Source organism: Streptomyces sp. NBC_00306 (assembly GCF_036169555.1).
Classification (GTDB): Bacteria; Actinomycetota; Actinomycetes; order Streptomycetales; family Streptomycetaceae; genus Streptomyces; species Streptomyces achmelvichensis.
The window spans coordinates 6,039,287-6,060,361 of sequence record NZ_CP108032.1 but is presented as its reverse complement, the minus strand read 5'-3'; the positions used below and the strand labels follow the sequence as shown (position 1 = coordinate 6,060,361).

General features: G+C 69.1%; 15 protein-coding genes. 6 read left to right on the top strand and 9 right to left on the bottom strand.

Annotated features, from left to right (window positions below):
- Positions 1-50: 50 nt before the first annotated feature.
- Positions 51-656: a YdbC family protein gene (locus tag OHA05_RS27080; RefSeq protein WP_313943686.1), complete on the bottom strand. Its 606-nt coding sequence runs from the start codon at positions 654-656 to the stop codon at positions 51-53.
- A 241-nt stretch (positions 657-897) separates the two neighbouring features.
- On the opposite strand from OHA05_RS27080, the gene OHA05_RS27075 reads away from it, so the two are divergent.
- From OHA05_RS27075 to OHA05_RS27065, 3 genes are read left to right on the top strand one after another with little or no spacing between them, the layout of a single operon-like run.
- Positions 898-1,866, top strand: a complete 969-nt coding sequence (locus OHA05_RS27075; RefSeq protein WP_313943687.1) for a DUF1152 domain-containing protein — start codon at positions 898-900, stop codon at positions 1,864-1,866.
- Positions 1,867-1,920: 54 nt separating this feature from the next.
- Positions 1,921-2,445: a TerD family protein gene (locus OHA05_RS27070; protein ID WP_313943688.1), complete on the top strand. Its 525-nt coding sequence runs from the start codon at positions 1,921-1,923 to the stop codon at positions 2,443-2,445.
- Positions 2,446-2,458: 13 nt separating this feature from the next.
- Positions 2,459-3,163, top strand: a complete 705-nt coding sequence (locus tag OHA05_RS27065; RefSeq protein ID WP_328861925.1) for an RraA family protein — start codon at positions 2,459-2,461, stop codon at positions 3,161-3,163.
- A 110-nt stretch (positions 3,164-3,273) separates the two neighbouring features.
- Here OHA05_RS27065 and OHA05_RS27060 read toward each other — a convergent pair whose 3' ends face one another.
- Both OHA05_RS27060 and nrdR read right to left on the bottom strand, forming a co-directional pair.
- Positions 3,274-6,156 (bottom strand): vitamin B12-dependent ribonucleotide reductase, encoded by a 2,883-nt coding sequence (locus tag OHA05_RS27060; protein ID WP_313943690.1) that lies wholly within the window; start codon positions 6,154-6,156, stop codon positions 3,274-3,276.
- A 165-nt stretch (positions 6,157-6,321) separates the two neighbouring features.
- Positions 6,322-6,834, bottom strand: a complete 513-nt coding sequence (gene nrdR, locus OHA05_RS27055) for a transcriptional regulator NrdR (RefSeq protein ID WP_313943691.1) — start codon at positions 6,832-6,834, stop codon at positions 6,322-6,324.
- Between the two features lie 577 nt (positions 6,835-7,411).
- On the opposite strand from nrdR, the gene lexA reads away from it, so the two are divergent.
- Positions 7,412-8,197, top strand: coding sequence for a transcriptional repressor LexA (lexA, locus tag OHA05_RS27050; protein ID WP_313943692.1), 786 nt, complete (start codon positions 7,412-7,414; stop codon positions 8,195-8,197).
- 106 nt (positions 8,198-8,303) lie between these two features.
- Here the strand turns inward: lexA and OHA05_RS27045 are convergent, their stop codons facing one another.
- Genes OHA05_RS27045 through OHA05_RS27025 form a run of 5 tightly spaced genes read right to left on the bottom strand, consistent with a single transcriptional unit; the run spans position 8,304 to position 16,355 of the window.
- Positions 8,304-10,271, bottom strand: a complete 1,968-nt coding sequence (locus tag OHA05_RS27045) for an ATP-dependent DNA helicase (RefSeq protein WP_328861924.1) — start codon at positions 10,269-10,271, stop codon at positions 8,304-8,306.
- Between the two features lie 43 nt (positions 10,272-10,314).
- A complete protein-coding gene (locus OHA05_RS27040; protein WP_413777720.1) occupies positions 10,315-12,222 on the bottom strand; it encodes an IucA/IucC family protein in 1,908 nt (635 codons plus the stop codon).
- A 59-nt stretch (positions 12,223-12,281) separates the two neighbouring features.
- On the bottom strand, positions 12,282-13,019 hold the full coding sequence (locus OHA05_RS27035) for a GNAT family N-acetyltransferase (protein ID WP_328861923.1): 738 nt from the start codon (positions 13,017-13,019) through the stop codon (positions 12,282-12,284).
- Positions 13,020-13,061: 42 nt separating this feature from the next.
- Complete coding sequence (locus OHA05_RS27030; RefSeq protein ID WP_328861922.1) at positions 13,062-14,957, bottom strand: IucA/IucC family protein; 1,896 nt, start codon at positions 14,955-14,957, stop codon at positions 13,062-13,064.
- A gap of 24 nt (positions 14,958-14,981) precedes the next feature.
- Positions 14,982-16,355 (bottom strand): diaminobutyrate--2-oxoglutarate transaminase family protein, encoded by a 1,374-nt coding sequence (locus OHA05_RS27025; RefSeq protein WP_313943697.1) that lies wholly within the window; start codon positions 16,353-16,355, stop codon positions 14,982-14,984.
- A gap of 316 nt (positions 16,356-16,671) precedes the next feature.
- On the opposite strand from OHA05_RS27025, the gene OHA05_RS27020 reads away from it, so the two are divergent.
- Both OHA05_RS27020 and OHA05_RS27015 read left to right on the top strand, forming a co-directional pair.
- Positions 16,672-17,847 carry a trypsin-like serine peptidase gene (locus OHA05_RS27020; RefSeq protein WP_313943698.1) on the top strand — a complete coding sequence of 392 codons (1,176 nt, stop codon included), beginning with the start codon at positions 16,672-16,674 and terminating at the stop codon, positions 17,845-17,847.
- A gap of 351 nt (positions 17,848-18,198) precedes the next feature.
- Entirely contained in the window at positions 18,199-19,368 is a 1,170-nt protein-coding gene (locus OHA05_RS27015) for a trypsin-like serine peptidase (protein ID WP_313943699.1), read from the top strand.
- Between the two features lie 138 nt (positions 19,369-19,506).
- Here the strand turns inward: OHA05_RS27015 and hflX are convergent, their stop codons facing one another.
- Positions 19,507-20,997, bottom strand: coding sequence for a GTPase HflX (gene hflX, locus OHA05_RS27010; protein ID WP_313943700.1), 1,491 nt, complete (start codon positions 20,995-20,997; stop codon positions 19,507-19,509).
- Positions 20,998-21,075 lie beyond the last annotated feature (78 nt).

Sequence of the window (21,075 nt, the reverse complement as noted above, 5' to 3'; positions counted from 1 at the left end):
CCCGTGAGGTGTGGCACATCAGGGGCCGCCGCCCTGTCGGCAGGAGGCCGTCAGACGGTCCAGGACGGTTCGAGCTGGACGACATCACCGCTGAGTGCCGCGACATCCGCCTCGGTCTGCGCCCGCAGGAGCAGCCTCTCCACGCGCTCCCGGCGGTACTTCCCGTGCTCGGCGGCCGACTGCCACATCGACATCACCAGGAACTCGTTCTCGGGAGCCTCGCCGAACAGCCCCCGGACCATTCCGGGCGAGCCCGCCATGGCCGGGTTCCACACTTTCTCCTGCATGAGCGCATAGTGCTCGACCCGTTCCTCGCGGACCTTGCAGTGCGCGACCCGCACCACGTCGGCCCCGGTGAACCGCGGCTCGAAGCCGGTCTTCACATCGAAGCGGTGGTCGAACAGCTTGGCCTGGCTGTCCTTGTACGTGCCGGACTGGCCGGACGCCAGCCGGTCGTGTGAGCGCGCCATGAACGAGTCGTAGAACGCCCGGCTCTCCCAGAATGCGAACACATGCGCCACATGCGGCCGCCCCTTGCTCCACCCGCCACCCTGTCCCCGGAATCCCGGCTCACCCAGCAGCCCCGCCCACTTCCGCTGTCCCCGCTCGAACCCACGACGGTCCACCACGGTGCAGCGAATCCACTTGACCAGCACCGCGCCATCGTACGGCTCGGAACGTGGCGCCGGTCACTCTCCCGAGGAGTGCACTCCTTCCAGATCGGCAGAAGCATCGGCCGCCAGTTCGATCTCGAACCCGCCGACGAGGATCCGGGCCCCACCGACCCTCGGAAATGATCGATTCCGGGCCGCGTGCCGTTCGGAGCGGGAGGGACCGGCCCCGCCCCTCCCCTGAAAGCCGGCCGCGCTGTCAGACCCACGCTGCACAATGATCGTCATGACGGCGTTGCACACCAATCCCCTGTTCAGCCGGCTGGAGTCGGCCGAGCGCGTCCTCGTCGCCGGCGCGGGCGGCGGGTTCGACGTGTATGCCGGCCTGCCGGTGGCGCTGTCCCTGCATCACCAGGGCAAAGAGGTCCACCTCGCGAATCTGTCGTTCAGCGCCCTCGAAGGTCTGCCGCTCGACGCCTGGCTCGCACCCGACCTCGCAGTCGTCACCCCGGCAACATCGCTTCACCAGACCTATTTCCCCGAGCGCACCCTCGCTCAGTGGCTCGACCTCCACGGCTGTCCGAGCACGGTCCACGCCTTCTCCCGCGTGGGAGTCCAGCCGTTGCGCGCCGCGTACACGGCTCTCCTGGAGCAGTACGACATCGACGCTGTGGTCCTGGTGGACGGCGGCACGGACATCCTGATGCGCGGCGACGAATCGGGGCTCGGCACCCCCGAGGAGGATCTGACGAGCGTGGCCGCGCTCCACGGAATCCCGAAGGATCTCGCGCCGGAGCGGCTGGTCGTCTCCGTCGGCTTCGGTGTCGACGCCCACCACGGGGTGAGTCACGGCCTGGTACTGGAGAACATCGCCGCGCTGGACGCCGACGGTGCGTACCTCGGCGCCTTCTCGGTGCCGCGCACCACCCGTGAGGGTGCGCTCTTCCTGGATGCCGTGGCCCATGCTCAGGCGCACACCGCGGATCATCCGAGCATCGTCAACGGCTCGATCGCCGCCGCGGTCCGGGGCGATTTCGGCAACGTCCAGTTCACCACCCGCACCCGGGGCAGCGAACTCTTCATCAACCCTCTGATGTCCCTCTGCTTCGCCTTCGAGCTGGACGGATTGGCCCGGCGCTGCCTCTACCTCGACCGTATCGAGCACACCCATCTCATACGCCAGGTCAGCAGCGCGATCGAGGCATTCCGCGACGAGATCGTTCGACAGCGACCGCCTCGCCGCATCCCGCACTGAGCCGATAACGTCAACCGACCGTGAAATCCCGACAGTTACGGGAAGGGCAAACTGGTGAGCAGCCTCAGCAAGGGCGTCGGCAAGGTCGAGGTGTCCCTCCGATGGGATCCGAGTCCCCTGGGCGAGGCGCCCCACGACCTGGACATAGTCGCCGCGACGTACACCGCGGAAGCGCCCCACGGTGAACCGGCGTACGTCGTGCACTTCGACAGCCGGTCGCCCGACGGCACCATCAATCTGACCCGGGACAGCAAGACGGGGCAGGGCTTCGGGTCCGACGAGGTCATGACGCTGGAATTCGACCGGCTGGCCCCCACGTACGGACGTGTTCTGGTGGGTGTGGTCATACAGCAGCGGGACGGTCACCGGGTGTTCGGCGATGTGGCGAACACCCTGGTGAAAGTCGCCGAGGGCCATACCGAGCTCGGGCAGAACGACCTCTCGGGCCTCCCGACGGCCACGGCGGCCGTCGTCGCGGAGTTCGTCCGCGGCGACACGGGCGAGTGGCAGTTCCGCGAGGTCGTGCGCGGCTACGACACCGAGCCTCAGGAATTCATCTCGCTGATGGGCAACGACTGAGAGGCCGGCCCGGATGGATCAAGAACTTCGGAAGCGTTTCGCGACGCTGACGACCGCCCATCTCGCGGACGCCTGCATCCGCGCCCGGCTGCCGGTGCGCTGCGCCCCGGCAGCCATGCACGCGGTGGTTCCGGGCAGCAGGCTGGCCGGGCGGGCCATGCCCGCCCGGCATGTCGGCAGCGTCGACATCTTCCTGGAGGCGTTCGAAGGGGCGCGGCCCGGCGACGTGCTCGTGGTCGACAACCGCGGCCGTACGGACGAGGCGTGCGTCGGTGACCTCGTGGCTCTGGAGGCGCTGGACGCGGGTCTGGACGGCATCGTGATCTGGGGCCTTCACCGCGACACGGCCGACATCCGGGAGATCGGCCTGCCGGTCTTCAGCCTGGGAGCCGTCCCGACGGGCCCGCTGAGACTCGATGTCCGTCCGGACGATGCCCTGGAGTCGGCAACGGTCGGCGAGTGGACGGTGGACGGCGCGGACCTGGTCCTGGGCGACGAGGACGGCGTCCTGTTCATCCCGGCGGCGCATGCCGATGAGCTGTTCGCACTCGCGGAGTCGATCCGGGACGCGGAGCGCCGCCAGGCGGAACGCATCCGCGCGGGTGAGTCGCTGCGCAGCCAGGTCCGGTTCAGGGCCTATCTGACCGCGCGGGAGCAGACGCCGTCTCTGACCTTCCGCGACCATCTGCGCGCCGTGGGCGGGGCGATCGAGGAGTAGTTCCCGCCCCTCGGTAGTCCCGCCCCACGGGCTCAGACCAAGGGGCGGGGAGCCGAAGAATTCGACTCCCCGCCCCGACAGGGTGGTTCACCCTCGAGGGGTGCCCGGGATCAGCTGCAGCCGCTCGTCGAGCCGCAGCCCTCGCAGATGTAGCAGGAGCCGGCCCGCTGCATCTTCGTCCCGCAGGAGAAGCACAGCGGCGCGTCGGCACTGATGCCCAGCTGCATCTCCACCAGCTCCGCCGAGGTGTGCGCCTGCTGCGGGGCCGGGATGGCCGCCTCCGGGGTGGCGACCGCCTTCAGTTCCTGCTGCCGCGGAGCGGACTGGGCCAGGCCCTCGACGTCCAGCTCCTCGTCGGTCGGCTCGTACGACCCGGTCTCGAGGTGACGCTGACGCTCGTCGGCCGAGTGGATGCCGAGCGCCGAACGGGTCTCGAAGGGCAGGAAGTCGAGCGCCAGACGGCGGAAGATGTAGTCGACGATCGACTGCGCCATCCGCACGTCCGGGTCGTCCGTCATACCGGCCGGCTCGAAGCGCATATTGGTGAACTTCGAGACGTACGTCTCCAGCGGGACGCCGTACTGCAGACCGACCGAGACGGCGATGGAGAAGGCGTCCATCATGCCCGCGAGGGTGGAACCCTGCTTGGACATCTTCAGGAAGACCTCGCCCAGACCGTCGTCCGGGTAGGAGTTGGCGGTCATGTAGCCCTCGGCGCCACCCACCGTGAAGGAGGTGGTGATGCCCGGACGGCCCTTCGGGAGGCGCTTGCGGACCGGACGGTACTCGACGACCTTCTCGACCGCGGTCCGGATCGTCTCCTCCGCCTTCGCGGTGACCTCGGCCTTCTCCTTGTCCTTGGTCTTGGCGGAGAGCGGCTGGCCGACCTTGCAGTTGTCGCGGTAGATCGCGAGCGCCTTGACGCCCATCTTCCACGCCTCGAAGTAGACCTCTTCGACATCCTCGACGGTGGCGGTCTCCGGCAGGTTGACCGTCTTGGAGAGGGCGCCGGAGATCCACGGCTGGATGGCCGCCATCATGCGGACGTGTCCCATCGCGGAGATGGAACGCTCACCCATGGCGCAGTCGAAGACCTCGTAGTGCTCGGTCTTGAGGCCGGGGGCGTCGATCACATTGCCGTGGTCGGCGATGTGGGCGACGATCGCCTCGATCTGCTCCTCCTGGTAGCCCAGGCGGCGCAGGGCCTGCGGCACGGTGCCGTTGACGATCTGCATCGAGCCGCCGCCGACGAGCTTCTTGAACTTGACCAGGGCGAGGTCGGGCTCGAGACCGGTGGTGTCGCAGGACATCGCGAGACCGATGGTGCCGGTGGGCGCGATGACCGAGGCCTGCGCGTTGCGGAAGCCGTTCTTCTCACCGAGGCGGATGACGTCCTGCCAGGCCTCCGTCGCGGCGGCCCAGATCGGCGAGTCCAGGTCGTCCATGCGGACGGCCGCGGTGTTGGCGTCGGCGTGCTGCTTCATGACGCGCTGGTGCGGAGCCGCGTTGCGGGCGTAGCCGTCGTACGGGCCGACAACCGCGGCGAGCTCGGCGGAGCGCCGGTACGACGTACCGGTCATCAACGAGGTGATGGAGCCGGCGAGCGCGCGGCCACCGTCGGAGTCGTAGGCGTGACCCGTCGCCATCAGCAGGGCGCCGAGGTTGGCGTAGCCGATGCCGAGCTGGCGGTAGGCGCGGGTGTTCTCGCCGATCTTCTGCGTCGGGAAGTCCGCGAAGCAGATGGAGATGTCCATCGCGGTGATGACCAGCTCGACGACCTTGGCGAAGCGCTCGACGTCGAAGGACTGGTTGCCCTTGTCGTCGTCCTTGAGGAACTTCATCAGGTTCAGCGAGGCGAGGTTGCACGAGGTGTTGTCCAGGTGCATGTACTCGCTGCAAGGGTTCGAGCCGTTGATACGGCCGGACTCCGGGCAGGTGTGCCAGTTGTTGATGGTGTCGTCGTACTGGATGCCGGGGTCGGCGCAGGCCCAGGCCGCCTCGGCCATCTTGCGGAAGAGCGACTTGGCGTCGACCTCCTCGATGACGTCGCCGGTCATCCGGGCGCGCAGACCGAACTTGTCGCCGGCCTCGACGGCCCGCATGAACGCGTCGTTCACCCGCACCGAGTTGTTGGCGTTCTGGTACTGGACGGACGTGATGTCGTCGCCGCCCAGGTCCATGTCGAAGCCCGCGTCGCGCAGGGCGCGGATCTTCTCCTCTTCCTTCACCTTGGTCTCGATGAAGTTCTCGATGTCGGGGTGGTCGACGTCGAGGATGACCATCTTGGCCGCGCGACGGGTGGCGCCGCCCGACTTGATCGTTCCTGCAGAGGCGTCCGCACCGCGCATGAAGGAGACCGGACCGGAGGCGTTGCCGCCGGAGGACAGCAGTTCCTTGGAGGAACGGATCCGGGAGAGGTTCAGGCCGGCGCCCGAGCCGCCCTTGAAGATCATCCCCTCTTCCTTGTACCAGTCGAGGATCGACTCCATGGAGTCGTCGACGGACAGGATGAAGCAGGCGGAGACCTGCTGGGGCTGAGGAGTGCCGACGTTGAACCACACCGGCGAGTTGAAGCTGAAGATCTGGTGCAGGAGGGCGTACGCCAGCTCGTGCTCGAAGATCTCGGCGTCGGCGGGCGAGGCGAAGTAGTTGTAGTCCTCACCGGCCTTCCGGTAGGTCTTCACGATCCGGTCGATGAGCTGCCGCAGACCGGTCTCGCGCTGCGGGGTACCGACGGCCCCGCGGAAGTACTTGCTGGTGACGATGTTGACCGCGTTGACCGACCAGAAGTCGGGAAACTCGACGCCCCGCTGCTCGAAGTTGACCGAGCCGTCGCGCCAGTTGGTCATGACGACGTCACGGCGCTCCCAGACCACCTCGTCGTACGGATGCACTCCGGGGGTGGTGTGGATTCGCTCGATGCGCAGACCCTTGCTCGCCTTGGACCCCTTGGCTCGGGATCCTCGTGCCGGGCCGCTCGCCGTCTCTGTCATGCCGCCTCCCATACGTGGGCAAAAACGCCCTGATGTGCCCAGATCTTCCCGAGGCACAGTTCTTGTCCGATGCCGTGAACGCCGCAGGGCGCCGTAGCAGGTCCTGGTGCCGCCTGACTGTGGTCGGCGGGCGGTCGGGTGTCCGACCGCTCCGGCCGGCGTCGCTCAGTCGGCGGCGGTGGCGGGAACGGGGACCTCGAGGGTCTCGCCCGTGCCGCCTTCCTCTGCGGGCGGCCGTTGCTCGCGGAGCTCCGCGATGGCCGCCTCGAAGTCTTCGAGTGAGTCGAATGCCCGGTAGACGGACGCGAAGCGCAGGTAGGCGACGAGGTCGAGCTCCTGCAGGGGACCGAGTATGGCCAGACCCACGTCGTGGGTGGTCAGCTCGGCGCTTCCCGTGGCGCGCACCGCCTCCTCGACCCGCTGGCCGAGCTGGGCGAGGGCGTCCTCGGTGACCGGCCGCCCCTGGCACGCCTTGCGCACGCCGGAGATGACCTTGTTACGGCTGAAGGGCTCGGTCACACCGCTGCGCTTGATCACCATCAGCGAGGCGGATTCCACCGTCGTGAAGCGACGGGAGCAGTCGGGACACTGCCGACGGCGCCGGATCGACGTCCCGTCGTCGGTGGTGCGACTGTCGACGACACGGCTGTCGGGGTGCCTGCAGAAGGGGCAGTGCATGGTTCCCAACCCTCCTTCGCAGCACGACTGAATAGCCTCGACAGGCGGTCGAAGCCCTTTCGAAGCAGCCCCAAGCATAGGCGATGACCACGGTCTTGAAGCACCGGGGACCACAACTTGTGGGCGACAGACACAATCCAACCACTAGATCTGGGGTTGGGCCGCCTTTTTCGCCCCTAGCGCGTGTCGCGTGGCGAGCACGGATCGCAGACGGCATACGGGCGGTGACACCCCGGCACCGACGGCGCCCGGCAGGCGGCGAACCGATGCAGCGAAGACGCTCAGGGAGTCCGGCGCGGAACCGCTCACGGAGACCGGCCACGAGGGTACGCGAGGGGCGCGGCGCCACCTCTTTCCGGGGCCCGGATGCAAGACTGCGGGCACCGTCCCGCCGTTCCGCGAGGCGGGGGATCACCGTCATGACCCGAATTGCTCGCCGAGCGATCATTCGCACATACACCCAGCCACGCGCTTGCGTCAGCTAATCTGCCATATTTCACTCGAACGTGTGTTTGGCGCAACCTTTCGAAAGCAACTACCGTTGTCCAGCTAGGGAGACCATTCGAGAGGGGCCGACGTGACCACCACCGCAGACAGTGCCACCATCACTGCCCAGGACCGCTCCCAGAACCGATTCGAGCCGGTGCATGCCATGAATGACGCAGCCACGACCCCCGAGGGTCCCAAGCCGACGCGTTCGCTGCCCGGCCGGCCCCCAGGGATCAGGGCGGACAGCTCCGGGCTCACGGATCGGCAGCGGCGTGTCATCGAGGTGATCCGTGACTCCGTCCAGCGACGGGGTTACCCGCCGTCGATGCGCGAGATCGGACAGGCCGTGGGCCTGTCCAGCACCTCTTCGGTCGCTCATCAGCTGATGGCGCTCGAGCGCAAGGGCTTCCTGCGCCGGGACCCTCATCGGCCCAGGGCCTACGAGGTGCGCGGCTCCGACCAGCCCAGCACCCAGCCGACGGACACCAGCGGCAAGCCCGCCGCATCGTACGTCCCGCTGGTCGGCCGGATCGCGGCCGGTGGCCCGATCCTGGCCGAGGAGTCGGTCGAGGACGTCTTCCCGCTCCCCCGGCAGCTGGTCGGCGACGGCGAGCTGTTCGTCCTCAAGGTCGTCGGTGACTCGATGATCGAGGCCGCCATCTGTGACGGCGACTGGGTGACGGTGCGGCGCCAGCCCGTCGCGGAGAACGGTGACATCGTGGCAGCCATGCTCGACGGCGAGGCCACGGTCAAGCGGTTCAAGCGGGAGAACGGCCACGTCTGGCTGCTCCCGCACAATGCGGCGTACCAGCCGATCCCCGGCGACGAAGCGACCATCCTCGGCAAGGTGGTGGCTGTGCTGCGGCGGGTCTGACACGACCCGCCGGCTCCGACCGGGCCCCGGGACCCACTGCGCCGGTCCCGGGGCCCTGCCATGTCCGCAGGGCCCCACTCCACCGGTTCTCGCGCGTCCGCCGGCGTCAGGTTCCTGCCTTGGCCGCGGCGTCGATCGCGGACAGTGAGCGACGCACCTGATTACGGTCCGTGGTGTACCAGAAGTCCGGCAAGGACGCTCTCAGGTAGCTCCCGTACCGGGCGTTGGCCAGCCGGGGATCGAGTACGGCAACGACGCCGCGGTCGCCCGTGGCCCGTACGAGACGTCCGGCGCCCTGCGCCATCAGCAGCGCGGCATGGGTCGCCGCTACGGCCATGAAGCCATTGCCACCCGCCTCTTCCACTGCCTTCTGGCGGGCGCTCATCAGGGGGTCGTCGGGCCGTGGGAAGGGAATGCGGTCCATCACCACCAGCTGACAGCTGGGGCCCGGCACATCGACGCCCTGCCAGAGCGAGAGTGTGCCGAACAGACAGGTCTCCGGGTCAGCGGCGAAGGCCTTGATCAGCTCGCCGAGTGTCTCCTCGCCCTGCAACAGGATCCGGTTGTCGAGCCGGCCACGCAGCTCCTCGGCCGCAGCCTGGGCGGCCCGCATGGACGAGAACAGTCCGAGCGTGCGGCCGCCCGCCGCCTCCACCAGCTCGGAGAGTTCGTCCATCATGTCGCCGCGGGACCCCTCGCGGCCCGGCGTCGCCAGATGGCGTGCGACGTAGAGAATCCCCTGCTTCGGGTAGTCGAACGGTGAGCCGACGTCGAGGCCCTTCCACTGCGGGACGTCTTCCCCGGCAAACCCCTCGGGGGACAGACCGAGGGACGCGCCCACACCGTTGAAGTCGCCGCCGAGCTTGAGGGTCGCGGACGTCAGCACCACCGACCGCTCGGTAAACAGCTTCTCCCGCAGCAATCCCGAGACGGTCAGCGGGGCGACCCGCAGGGAGGCGCCGAACCGGTCGTGGCGCTCGTACCAGACGACGTCGTATTCGGAACCCTGGGTGATGCGCTCCGCGACGCCGTGGATGTTCTCGACGGCTGCCAGCGCCTGCTTGCGTACCGCGTCCTCGTCCTGGACGGACTTGTCGCGGGTGGAACCGAGCGCCGAGATGACATTGCGCGATGCGTCGCGCAGCGCCAGCAAGGCGTATCCGAGGTCCTCGGGAATCTCCTCCAGTCGGCCGGGAAGGGCGAGCTCCATCAGCCGCTCGAAGGTCTCCGAGGCGGTCTGCAGGGCATCCGCCGCCTTCTCGTTGACCAGCTTGGCCGCGCGCCGCACCGCCCGGTTGACCTGGCCCGGCGTGAGCTCCCCGGTCGCCGCACCCGTCACCCGGGACACGAGCTCGTGGGCCTCGTCGATGATCAGGACCTCATGGCTGGGCAGCACGGGCGCGCCCTCGATCGCGTCGATGGCCAGCAGCGCGTGATTGGTGACGACGACGTCCGAGAGCTTGGCCCGCTCCCGGGCCATCTCGGCGAAGCACTCAGCGCCGTACGCACACTTGCTGGCGCCCAGGCACTCGCGGGAGGAGACGGAGATCTGTCCCCACGCCCGGTCGGAGACCCCGGGCGTGAGGTCGTCCCGGTCGCCGGTCTCCGTCTCGTCGGCCCAGTCCCGCATACGGAGCAGGTCCTGGCCCAGCTTGCTGGTGGGGGCGGCCGCCTCGAAGGGATCGAACAGCCCGTCCTCCTCTTCCTGCGGCACACCTTCGTGCAGACGGTGCAGACAGAGGTAGTTGGACCGGCCTTTGAGCATGGCGAACTCCGGCCGGCGGCGCAGCAGGGGATGCAGTGCGTCCACCGTGCGCGGCAGGTCCCGCTCGACGAGCTGCCGCTGGAGGGCCAGGGTGGCCGTGGCGATGACGACGCGCTCCCCGTGCGCCAGCGCGGGCACCAGATAGCCCAAGGACTTTCCGGTGCCGGTACCGGCCTGGACCAGCAGATGAGAACCGTCGTCGACGGCGGCGGCCACGGCCTCGGCCATGGTGACCTGGCCAGGCCTCTCCACACCACCGACGGCGGTGACGGCGGTGTGGAGTAGTTCGGGGAGGGATGGCTTCGTCATAGGCCGACCACCCTACGGCTCACCACTGACAACTCCGATCCGATCACGCCAGAGGGTTGGGGACGGTGCCGTGCACTGCGGCGTGCGGGCGCTGCGGCCGGTCCCGGTAGCCGTCCAGGTGGAGCCGGTTTCGATTGAGACAGAGCCGGTCGATACGGGGAGTGAGCAGGTCGAACGCTTCGTAGCGGTCCTTGAGCTCGGGGAACCGGCCCTGGTGACGCAGGATCTCCGCTCTGACCAGCGCCCAGAAGTCGGCTTCCGGCACGGCCAAGTGGTCTTCGCACAGAGGCGCGAGGTAGCGGAAGACGCCGATGAAGAGGCCGGAGTGGATGAACTGGGTGAGGAACGCAGGCTCCTCCGTGAGCAGCACGGAACGCACGTCGTGCGGCATCGAATCGTGCTCGGGCAGTGGCTGTGCGCTGACGTTGACGTCGTCGACGAAGTCCTTGATCGCGAGACGTACGGGAACGTCCTGGCCGTCGTAGACGACGATGGCGTTCTCGCCGTGCGGGGAGAAGACCGTTCCGTAGCGGTAGAGAAAGTGCAGCAGCGGAGGGAGCAGGGCGGCGAACAGGCGCTGCAGCCAGGCAGCGGGGTCGAGTCCGGAGCGGGTGACGAGCTCGGCGGTGAACGAGCGGCCCTGCGGGTCGGTGTGCAGCAGCGATGCGAGCGTCCTCGCCCGCTCGCCGGGTGCCAGGCGCGGCTGCAAGGGCTCGCGCCAGATCGCACCGAGCAGTTCCTTGTACTGGTACGGCACCTCGGGCAGACGGTCGTAGAGCGGATGCTCGACGCTGACCGACGCGACTTCACCCAGAAGGATCACGCCGCAGTCGTCCCGCAGAAAGGGGTCCTCGTCGCGCAGTCCGTGCACCCAGGCGGTGACGGCGGGGGCGGCAAGCGTGCGCTCGGTCGGCAGGCCGCGCCAGACGAGGGTGTTGAGGATGGACAGCGGCAGCTTGACGGTGTGCCGTTGGGGGCAGTCCAGGTTGACGAAGGTGCGGATGGACTGCTGGGGCAGCCGCAGATCACCGTCGGTCGGCAATGGCACGATCTCGCCACGCGCGATAGCCGGCGCGTAGAGGGGAAGGATCACCTCGTCCCACTGCCAGGGGTGCACCGGCAGGAGCAGGTAGGAGTCCGGGTCGAGCTGCCTGGCGCGCAGGGCGTCGACGAAGGACTCGCGCACGGGGGTGTCGAGTTCGCGGGCGTACAAGTCGCCTGCGGTGGCGAGGGAGGAGACTCCGCGGAAGGAGGCGAGCGATGTACTGACAGCGATCCACGGCAGCCGTGCGGGCCTGCGGGCCTCGGGCGCCCACGCGGCGGTGTCGGTGGCGGAGAAGCCGATACGGCCCTTGTTGAGCACGAGCCAGGGGTGACCGGTCTGGTGACCTTCGAGTTCGGCGTAGCCGAGATCGGCGAGTTCGGCGGCGGCCGGTGCCGTGTGGTCGAGACCCGTGTCGGCGACAAGGGTGACGCTGAGCTCACGGAGCAGGTGGCCGAGGGTGGCGCCGTCGAGGTCGATGAGGTTGCGGGCCCGGACGAGGAAGTCGAGCGGATCGGCATACGGCCTGTCGTCGCACCGGATGGAGTCGGCGTCCACACGCCAGCTTCCGTAGGCACCACGGCGGGCACTGAAGGACAGGCGGACGGCGTCGTCGAGATCGAGGGTGTAGTGAGCGGGCCGGGGGCAGCCGTTCCCGCTCGGAGCTATGCCCGGTGCCTGAGGGCGCTGGGCGTCAGCCTCCCGGTTCCGTTCGCCACCGGCTGACGCAGGTGGCTCACCGGCCTCGTCCCGTACCGGCTCGATGATCTCCTCGTACGCGAACTCGCCGAGCATCTTGGCGAGAAGGCGGGCTCCCGCCCGGTCCCAGCGCTGGGCGGTCAGGCCGGGTGGGCTGAAGGGTGCCGCGGACGGGTGCTCGGAGTCGGAGCTGACAGGAGGCTTGGGCACGGGGACTCCTCGAGTGGAACCGATGCGGGGCGAGCGGTGTATGTAAGGCAGCGGATCGTTCACAGCAGGTTGCGCAGCGCGCGCTCGCGGACCATGAGAGCGGCCCGCTTGCGGGGAAGGTCGATCTCCGCGGAGTAGCGGTAGCCACCGCTGAGGAAGGCGGAGACGGAGGGGGTGTTGCGGAGGTCGGGTTCTGCGATGACGCGTGTACACCGGGGGCGCTTGTCGAAGATGAGATCGGCGACGGCTCTGAGCAGGGTGGAGCCGACGCCGCGGCCGCGGTCGGCGACACCGCCGACGAGGAGGTGAAGGCCGGTGTCATGAGGACGAGCCGGATAGTGCCGCGCCAGGGGATCGAGGTCGGCCCGGTAGATCTCGAAGTAGCTCATGGGCACGCCATCGAGCACACCCAGGCAGGGGAAGCTGCGGCCGTCGCCGTCGAGCTGGGTGCGCAGATGGGCGGCGGTGACGGAGTCGGGTCCCGCCAGCTCCCAGAAGGCTGCGACAGCAGGGTCGTTCATCCAGCGGCTGATCAGGGCCAGGTCCCGCTCGACGCGCACGGGGACGAGCTGGAAGGAGCCGTGGGAGGTGGTCGCCGGCCCCCATTCGGCGAGGTGGTCGAGCAGATCGCCGGCACAGCCGTCGACCTGCTCGGGGGCAGCGTCGGCCTCGCCCTCCCGGAACAGCGCCAGAAGCTCGTCCGGGATCCGTAGATCGAGGGTGTCCTCGACGCTGTCGGCGAGCTGGGGTGCGGCGGCACCGGCTTCGGTTCCGTTGCTCGCATCGATGGGAGGCATTGCGGCGCTCTCCTCTCGCAGGTCGGTCAGGGGTGTGCTTCCTCAAGAACGAAGGGGGTTGGCGATGGTGACGTAGACGGACTGGGTGTCGACGGGGCCCACGAGCTCGTCGAGACCGCGCAGCCGGGTCAGCAGATTGGCCTTGGAGCGCAGGGTCGGGGACTCCAGGAGCTGCGCGGGCAGCGGGGAGCCGAGGCCGGTGGCCGCCGCGAGGAAGCGGCGCAGGCCGGCGATGAGGATCCGCTCGTCGGCGAGGCGCTGTGCTCCGAAAGCACCGATCAGGCCGAGGACGTTGTTGATGCCGAGGTAGTAGGCGAAGCGCTCGTCGGTCACCGCGTCGGAGACGAACGTGTCGCTGAGGGTGCCGATGCCCGGGAGACGGCGCTGGAGTTCGTCGCGGTGCGACTCGCGGAAGTAGTAGCCCTGGTTGTCCCGGTAGCGGCCGCCGACGGGCCAGCCTTCGGGGTCGAGGATGACGAGGGTGTTCTGCTGGTGCGCTTCGAGGGCGATGCCCGCGGTGCCGTCCAGCCAGAGCACGGGGCGGACCACGCGGTCGAGGTAGCGCAGGAACCACTCGGCGGCGACGGCGCCGACGGGCCTGCCGGTGCGCACGGCCAGTCGGCCCACGAGCTCGGCGAGGCGCGAGTGCATGCCCGGGTGCCCGGGCCAGGGCCGGAGGGCGGTCAGTCCTGCCATGCAGGCGGCGTCGTCCCCGGGCCCGAACGGGTTGTGCCGGAGCAGGACGTCGAGCCCCGGCACCGGTTCACCGTCGGCGGTGTCCACGGCGAGCCAGGCGGGGTCGCGGACGATGTCGAAACCGGGGTGAGCCGCCCGCCACTGCTTGGCCAGGCCGGTGCGCAGCAGTCGGTGGACCTCGACACCGCGGTGGAGTTCCTTGCGGAGGTTCTCACGACGGGAGTTGGTGATGCGCAGGCCGAGGGAGAGTTTGAGCATGGCGGGGGCGCCGGGGCGGTGCACGGTCCGGATCGAGGAGGTGGGGTGCCAGGGATCTCCGTGGGCGCCGAGGTCATGGAGAAGACCGGCATCAAGGAGTGCGGCGACAGCGGGGCGGTCCCGCAGCTCTCGTGCCTGCCATGGGTGCAGGGGCAGGGCGACGCATCTGTCGGGGAGTGCCAGGTCGCCGCTGAGCCGGGCGGTGAGCTGTTCGGCGGGCAGCGCGCGGCCCTGCTCGGTCCACGCGGAATCGGTGGCGAGGACGGACCGGTCCACGGCCATCCAGTGCAGAGGGAAGGAGCCGTACAACTCCGGTGAATAGCTCCGGATTTCGCTCTCGGAGAGCCCTTCTCGGCTCTTGGGCGTCGGGTGCAGGGGGTGGCCGAGCAGCAGCGACTGCTCGGCGTTGAGGAAGAGATCCGACTCGGCCGCGGGGGTGGGGCGGACGCGGCGGTCGGCGATGAAGTCGGCTGTGCGGCGTACGGAGTCGGCGACGCGGCCGACCAGATCGGTCCCTTCGCTCTGGCCGGCTTCCCGGCTGAGAAGGGCGGCGACGGTCACGGCGTCGACGGCCTGCGCGTCGCGAAGTGCACTCTCCATGGAGGGCGCGCCGAAGCGGTGCAGGCCTGCGGCCGACCAGTAGCGCACAGGGACGAGCAGCGCGGTGCCGCTGGCGTGCAGAGGGATGCGCAGGGCGGGTCCTTCGGGCCTGTCGAGGTTGTTCTCCCGCGCCCAGCAACGGAGCAGGCTCTCGACCGCTGCCGCGTCCGCCGCGCGGTGGGCGTCGGGGTGGTCGAGAAGTTCGGTGTTCAGGGCTCCGATGGGCAGCACCGCAGGAGGCTGCGGTGCACCATGGCTCCCCTGCTGGCGCGGCACCGTCGCCGACTCGGCCGTGAGAGGGCCCTGGTCACCGTCGTGTCGGCGGTCGGCAGCGGTGGAACGGCCGTCGGCCTCGGGGGCGTCGGGAACGGGAATGGGGTTCACGGATGCTTCCTTGCGTTCTGTCCGTCAGGAGGACTGCCTGGTGTCGTTGCGTCCACGCAGGGACCGCTCGGCCGCGGCCAGAGCGTCGGCGAATCGGTCGAGGACGGCCATCGCCTGTTCGTCGGTGAGGGTGAGAGGAGGAAGGAGCCGTACGACGGCGGAGTGCCGGCCGCCGAGTTCGACGATGAGCCCGCGGTCGAGGCACTGCTGCTGGACGGCCGAGGCGAGTTCCGGGGCGGGCGGGGGCACCATCGCGTCCGGGGCCGCGGAATCCGGGTCGACGAGTTCGACGCCGATCATGAGGCCCCGCCCTCGGACGTCCCCGATGCAGGGGTGGGCCGTCGCCAGGCCCTGGAGGCGGCCGAGCATGCGGGCGCCCAGGGTGGCGGCGCGGTCGGCCAGCCGGTTCTCGCGTACGAAGGCGAGTGTGGCCGCACCGGCGGCCATGGCGAGCTGGTTGCCACGGAAGGTGCCTGCGTGCGCGCCTGGTTGCCAGGCGTCGAGCTCGGAGCGGTAGACGATCACAGCCAGCGGGAGGGAGCCGCCGATCGCTTTGGAGAGGACCATGACATCGGGGACGACTCCGCTGTGTTCCACAGCCCAGAAGGTGCCGGTGCGCCCCACTCCGGTCTGCACTTCGTCGGCGATCAGCGGGATGGCGCGGTCCGCGGTGATCTCCCGCATTCTGCGCATCCAGTTGTCGGGGGCCGGGTTCACTCCGCCCTCCCCCTGGACGGGTTCGAGGATCATCCCGGCCGGCATCGGCACACCGCTCTGGGGATCGTCGAGAAGGCTCTCGGTCCACCGCGCGCCCAGTTCGGCTCCGCGCTCACCACCGACGCCGTAGGGACAGCGGTAGTTCTGAGGAAACGGCAGCCGGCTCACCCGGACGTCGGTCGCGCCGCCGGACACGTCGAGGGCACCGGACGTCATGCCGTGATACGCACCGGTGAAGGCAAGAAGCCCGGAGCGGCCGGTCGCCTTGCGCACGAGCTTGAGGGCCGCTTCGACGGCGTCGGTGCCCGCGGGCCCGCAGAACTGGATGCGGGCGTCATCGGCCAACTCCCGGGGCAGCGTGGCAAAGAGCTCGGTGGTGAAGGCGTCCTTGACCGGGGTCGCGAGGTCCAGGACGTGGAGGGGTGCGCCGGAGTCGAGGACCTTCTTGATGGCTTCGAGCACCACCGGGTGGTTGTGACCGAGCGCCAGGGTCCCCGCCCCGGAGAGGCAGTCCAGGTAGCGCCGGCCGTCCGCACCCTCGATCGTGAGCCCTCGTGCGCGCACGGGAACGATGGGCAGCGAGCGCGCGTAGGTCCTGGCCGCGGACTCGCGCAGCGACTGCCGACGGAGAATTCCCTCATGCGCGGCCGGCGGCGCCGGAGCAGGTTCGGTCACGGCCACGGCTGTTGGTCCTCCAGCTGTAACAGTTGCGTTGCACATCGGTACGGCGTCCGTACGCCGCCCACCTGGGATGAACGCTGTCCTGGTGTCCCCCGTACGTACCAACGACGCCGGAAGCCGGAGATCACGGGCAATCGGAAGATCCTTGGGCCGGCGGAACCGCGAACCTGCCGCGTGCCGTCCCCAACGGCACCGGCATAGTGGGGGACGCCTTCCGGCTCCGGGCATCACCGCCGGGAGCGGGGGCCCTTGTAGGGTTCCGGCAGTTCGACGGTTCAATAGCTCATCAGTTCTGAAGTCCCAGGGGGATCACGACATGCGACCCATTCGCCCGAAGCTGGCAGCGGCATCCTTCGCCGCCGTGCTCGCACTGGCTGCCACTGCCTGCGGTCCGAGCGAGGACAACGCGGGCGACAAGCCGAGCGCCGCCGCCAGCGAGTCCACCGACGGCAAGATCACCATTCCGGACGATCTCAAGGACCGGCTCAAGGAGCACGGGATCGATCTGGACAAGTGGAAGAACGGCGAGTGGAAGAACTGGGACCGGGACAAGTGGCTGCGCGAGGCCCAGGACTTCGTCAACCCGATCATCGAGGACCTGTGGGACCCGGACCGGATGCGTGAGGCGGAGAAGCCGCCGGAGAAGCCGGTCGACCCCGACATCTCCGGTGACGAGGGTGTCACCGACCCGACGCCGGACCCGGTGAAGGCGCAGGCGGTGAAGGCCCCGTACAACTCCAGCGAGCCCGAGGCGGGCAAGCTCCTCTTCGACGGCCCCGACGGTTCCATGGTCTGTTCGGCGACCGTCGTGAAGGACCCGGCGCACCCCGGCAAGTCCAACATGGTGTGGACGGCGGGCCACTGCGTGCACGCAGGCAAGAACGGCGGCTGGTACCGCAACATCGCCTTCGTGCCGTCGTACAACGACAGCGCCAAGTCCACCGCCGAGCTGGCGAAGGCGCCCAGGGAAGAGATCGCTCCGTACGGTGTGTGGTGGGGCGACTGGGCCCAGACGTCCGAGCAGTGGATCAACCAGGGTGCGGCGACGGGCGGTCAGGGCGCGCCGTACGACTACGCCGTGATCCATGTGACCCCGGAGAAGGGCGGCACGGGCAAGTCGCTGGAGGAGACGGTCGGTTCCGCGCTCCCCGTCGACTTCAACGCACCGGCCGCGACGGACATCGCCAAGATGACCGCCACGGGGTACCCGGCGGCGCCGCCGTTCGACGGCGAGAAGATGTTCCAGTGCGCCGACAAGCCGGGCCGTCTCTCCCTCAAGGCCGACGAGCCCACGATGCACCGCATCGGGTGCACCATGACCGGCGGTTCGTCCGGCGGCGGCTGGGTGGCCGAGGGCCAGGACGGCAAGCCCGCGCTGGTGTCCAACACCTCGATCGGCCCGGTCACGGCCGGCTGGCTGGCCGGCCCGCGCCTGGGTGACGGGGCGAAGGCCATCTACGACGCCGTGAGCAAGAAGTTCGCCGGCCAGTAGGCACGGTTTCGAAGGAATGAAGGGCAGGGGCCCGTGGCCGGGCGGTCGCGGGCCCCTGCCTTCTCCATGCGGGCATCCGGCGTTGAGCGTTGGCCCGGCGTTCTGAACCGGCGTTCGCCAGTGCCCGCGGAGCCCAATGACGTCCCGCCTCGTGGAGACTCCGTGCAGGTGAGGGTCCGCCCCAACTCCGTGGCATGCCACCGTCATAGAGTGGCCCCGCGGTAGCGGGCGGCCCCGGAAGGCCGCCCTTTCGCATGACCGGTGCACGGCCTGTCACGTGACGCGTTCATGACGCATTCCGCAGCACGTCAGAAGCATCTACAGAAAGCACCTTCAGGGGGAATCGTTTCCATGCGATCCATACGTCCGCTGGTGGCCGTCATCGGCACCGCCGCGGCGCTCGCGCTGACGGCCACCGCATGTGGCCCGGGTGAGGACAAGGCCGCCGACAAGCCCGCTTCTTCCAGCTCCGCCGCCGATCAGGGCGGCGCCGAGATTCCCGCGGATCTGGCCGACCGGCTCAAGGAGCACGGTGTCGACCCGGAGAAGTGGAAGAACGGCGAGTGGAAGAACTGGAACAAGGACACGTGGCTGCGTGAGGCCAAGGACTTCGTCAACCCGGTGATCGAGGGACTGTGGAAGCCCGAGCGGATGACGACGGCCAAGGCGCCGGCGAAGACGCTCGCCGCCGGCGACATCTCCGGCGATCAGGACGTCACCGACCCGGAGCCGCGCCCGGTGCAGGCCGTCCCGGAGAAGAAGCCGTACGTCCAGAACGCCGCACCGGTCGGCAAGGTCTTCTTCGATGCCCCGCAGGGCTCGATGGTCTGCTCGGCCACCGTCGTCAAGGACCCGAAGAACCCGGGCAAGTCCAACCTCGTCTGGACCGCGGGTCATTGTGTCCACGCCGGTCAGGCGGGCGGCTGGTACCGCAACATCGCCTTCGTCCCCGCCTACAACAGCAAGGGCCAGTCCCCCGCGGCGCTGGAGTCCGCGCAGCCGCAGGACGTCGCTCCGTTCGGCGTGTACTGGGCGGACTGGGTCTCGACCTCCGGCGAGTGGATCAGCCAGGGCGGTCCCACCGGTGGCACGGGCGCTCCGTACGACTACGCCGTGATGCATGTGAAGCCGGAGCGGGGCGGCAAGTCGCTAGAGGAGACCGTCGGAGTCGCGCTCGACGTGAACTTCGCCGCTCCCGAGGCACGGAGCATCAGCTCGATGGGCGCGTGGGGCTACCCGGCAGCACCGCCGTACGACGGCGCGATCATGCACAAGTGCATCGACCGTCCCGGCCGTCTCTCCATCGCGCCGGGCACGCCCACGATGTGGCGGATCGGCTGCACGATGACCGGCGGTTCGTCCGGCGGCGGATGGTTCGCCACCCAGCCGAACGGCAAGCTCGCGCTCGTGTCCAACACGTCCATCGGCCCGGTCACCTCGGGCTGGCTGGCGGGCCCGCGCCTGGGTGAGGGCGCGCAGCAGATCTACACGACGATGAGCGACAAGTTCGCGAACCAGTAGACCCGGCGCGGGACGTCACCCTCGGGTGAGCGCGGACCACCACCGCCGGACAGCCCGCGCAACAGAGCGACGGCGCCCGCCCCTCTCGACGAGGGGCGGGCGCCGTCGGCTGTGATCAGTGCGCGATCAGTCGGGCGATCAGTGAGGCACCGGTACATAGGGGGCCAGCGCGGCGGCCAGCTCCTCGTGCACCCGCGCCTTGAGCAGAGTGCCCTCCGTGGTGTGCTCCTCGGAGAGGACCTCACCGTCGGCGTGCACCCGCGAGACCAGGCTGCCCTGCGTGTACGGAACGAGTGCCTCGATCTCGACCTCGGGCCGCGGCAGTTCGATGTCGATGAGCGCCAGCAGCTCGTCGATACCCTTGCCGGTCCGGGCCGACACCGCGATCGCGTGCCGCTCGATGCGCAGCAGTCGCTGCAGCACCAGCGGGTCGGCCGCGTCCGCCTTGTTGATCACCACGATCTCGGGTACGTCGACCGCACCCACATCGCGGATCACCTCACGCACGGCGGCCAGCTGCTCCTCCGGTGCGGGGTGCGAGCCGTCCACCACGTGCAGGATCAGATCGGCGTCACCGACCTCTTCCATGGTGGAGCGGAACGCCTCGACGAGGTGGTGCGGCAGATGCCGTACGAACCCGACGGTGTCGGCCAGCGTGTAGAGCCGGCCGCTCGGCGTCTCGGCTCGGCGGACGGTCGGGTCCAGGGTGGCGAACAGGGAGTTCTCCACCAGGACACCGGCGCCCGTGAGGCGGTTGAGCAGGGACGACTTTCCGGCGTTGGTGTAACCGGCGATCGCCACGGAAGGCACCTTGTTGCGCCGGCGCTCCTGCCGCTTGATCTCGCGGCCGGTCTTCATCTCCGCGATCTCCCGGCGCATCTTCGCCATCTTCTCGCGGATCCGACGACGGTCCGTCTCGATCTTGGTCTCACCGGGGCCTCGGGTGGCCATGCCGCCACCGCCGCCGCCACCCATCTGCCGGGACAGCGACTGACCCCAGCCGCGCAGCCTCGGCAGCATGTACTGCATCTGTGCCAGGGCCACCTGCGCCTTGCCCTCTCGGGACTTGGCGTGCTGGGCGAAGATGTCGAGGATCAGTGCGGTCCGGTCGACCACCTTGACCTTGACGACGTCTTCCAGGTGGATCAGCTGGCCGGGGCTCAGCTCACCGTCGCAGACAACGGTGTCGGCGCCGGTCTCGAGCACGATGTCCCGCAGCTCCTGCGCCTTGCCGGAGCCGATGTAGGTGGCCGGGTCCGGCTTGTCGCGGCGCTGGATGACACCGTCGAGGACCAGGGCGCCCGCCGTCTCGGCGAGGGCCGCAAGCTCTGCGAGGGAGTTCTCCGAGTCCTGCACCGTCCCCGTGGTCCAGACACCGACGAGCACCACGCGCTCCAGGCGCAGCTGCCGGTACTCGACCTCGGTGACGTCCTCGAGCTCGGTGGAGAGGCCCGCCACACGCCGTAGCGCCGCACGCTCGGAACGGTCGAACTGATCGCCGTCCCGGTCTCCGTCGATCTCGTGGCTCCAGGCGACGTCCTCTTCCATCAGGGCATCGGCCCGAAGGCTCTCGGTGCGCGTCTCCGCGAAACTCTGCTCGTCCTGGGAAGGGGATGAAGAGGAGGTCATTGGATCCTTTGCGTCGAAGAAAAATGCCGTGACGTGCCGGAGAGCTCCGGTACGTATGTCAGTGACAACGGGTGACGG

What these genes read in the sequence shown, in the direction of transcription:
- OHA05_RS27075 (WP_313943687.1), top strand. Translation starts at nt 898, where the DNA reads ATGACGGCGTTGCACACCAATCCCCTGTTCAGCCGGCTGGAGTCGGCC.
- OHA05_RS27065 (WP_328861925.1), top strand. Translation starts at nt 2,459, where the DNA reads ATGGATCAAGAACTTCGGAAGCGTTTCGCGACGCTGACGACCGCCCAT.
- OHA05_RS27060 (WP_313943690.1), bottom strand. Translation starts at nt 6,156, where the DNA reads ATGACAGAGACGGCGAGCGGCCCGGCACGAGGATCCCGAGCCAAGGGG.
- nrdR (WP_313943691.1), bottom strand. Translation starts at nt 6,834, where the DNA reads ATGCACTGCCCCTTCTGCAGGCACCCCGACAGCCGTGTCGTCGACAGT.
- OHA05_RS27045 (WP_328861924.1), bottom strand. Translation starts at nt 10,271, where the DNA reads ATGACGAAGCCATCCCTCCCCGAACTACTCCACACCGCCGTCACCGCC.
- OHA05_RS27035 (WP_328861923.1), bottom strand. Translation starts at nt 13,019, where the DNA reads ATGCCTCCCATCGATGCGAGCAACGGAACCGAAGCCGGTGCCGCCGCA.
- OHA05_RS27020 (WP_313943698.1), top strand. Translation starts at nt 16,672, where the DNA reads ATGCGACCCATTCGCCCGAAGCTGGCAGCGGCATCCTTCGCCGCCGTG.
- OHA05_RS27015 (WP_313943699.1), top strand. Translation starts at nt 18,199, where the DNA reads ATGCGATCCATACGTCCGCTGGTGGCCGTCATCGGCACCGCCGCGGCG.
- hflX (WP_313943700.1), bottom strand. Translation starts at nt 20,997, where the DNA reads ATGACCTCCTCTTCATCCCCTTCCCAGGACGAGCAGAGTTTCGCGGAG.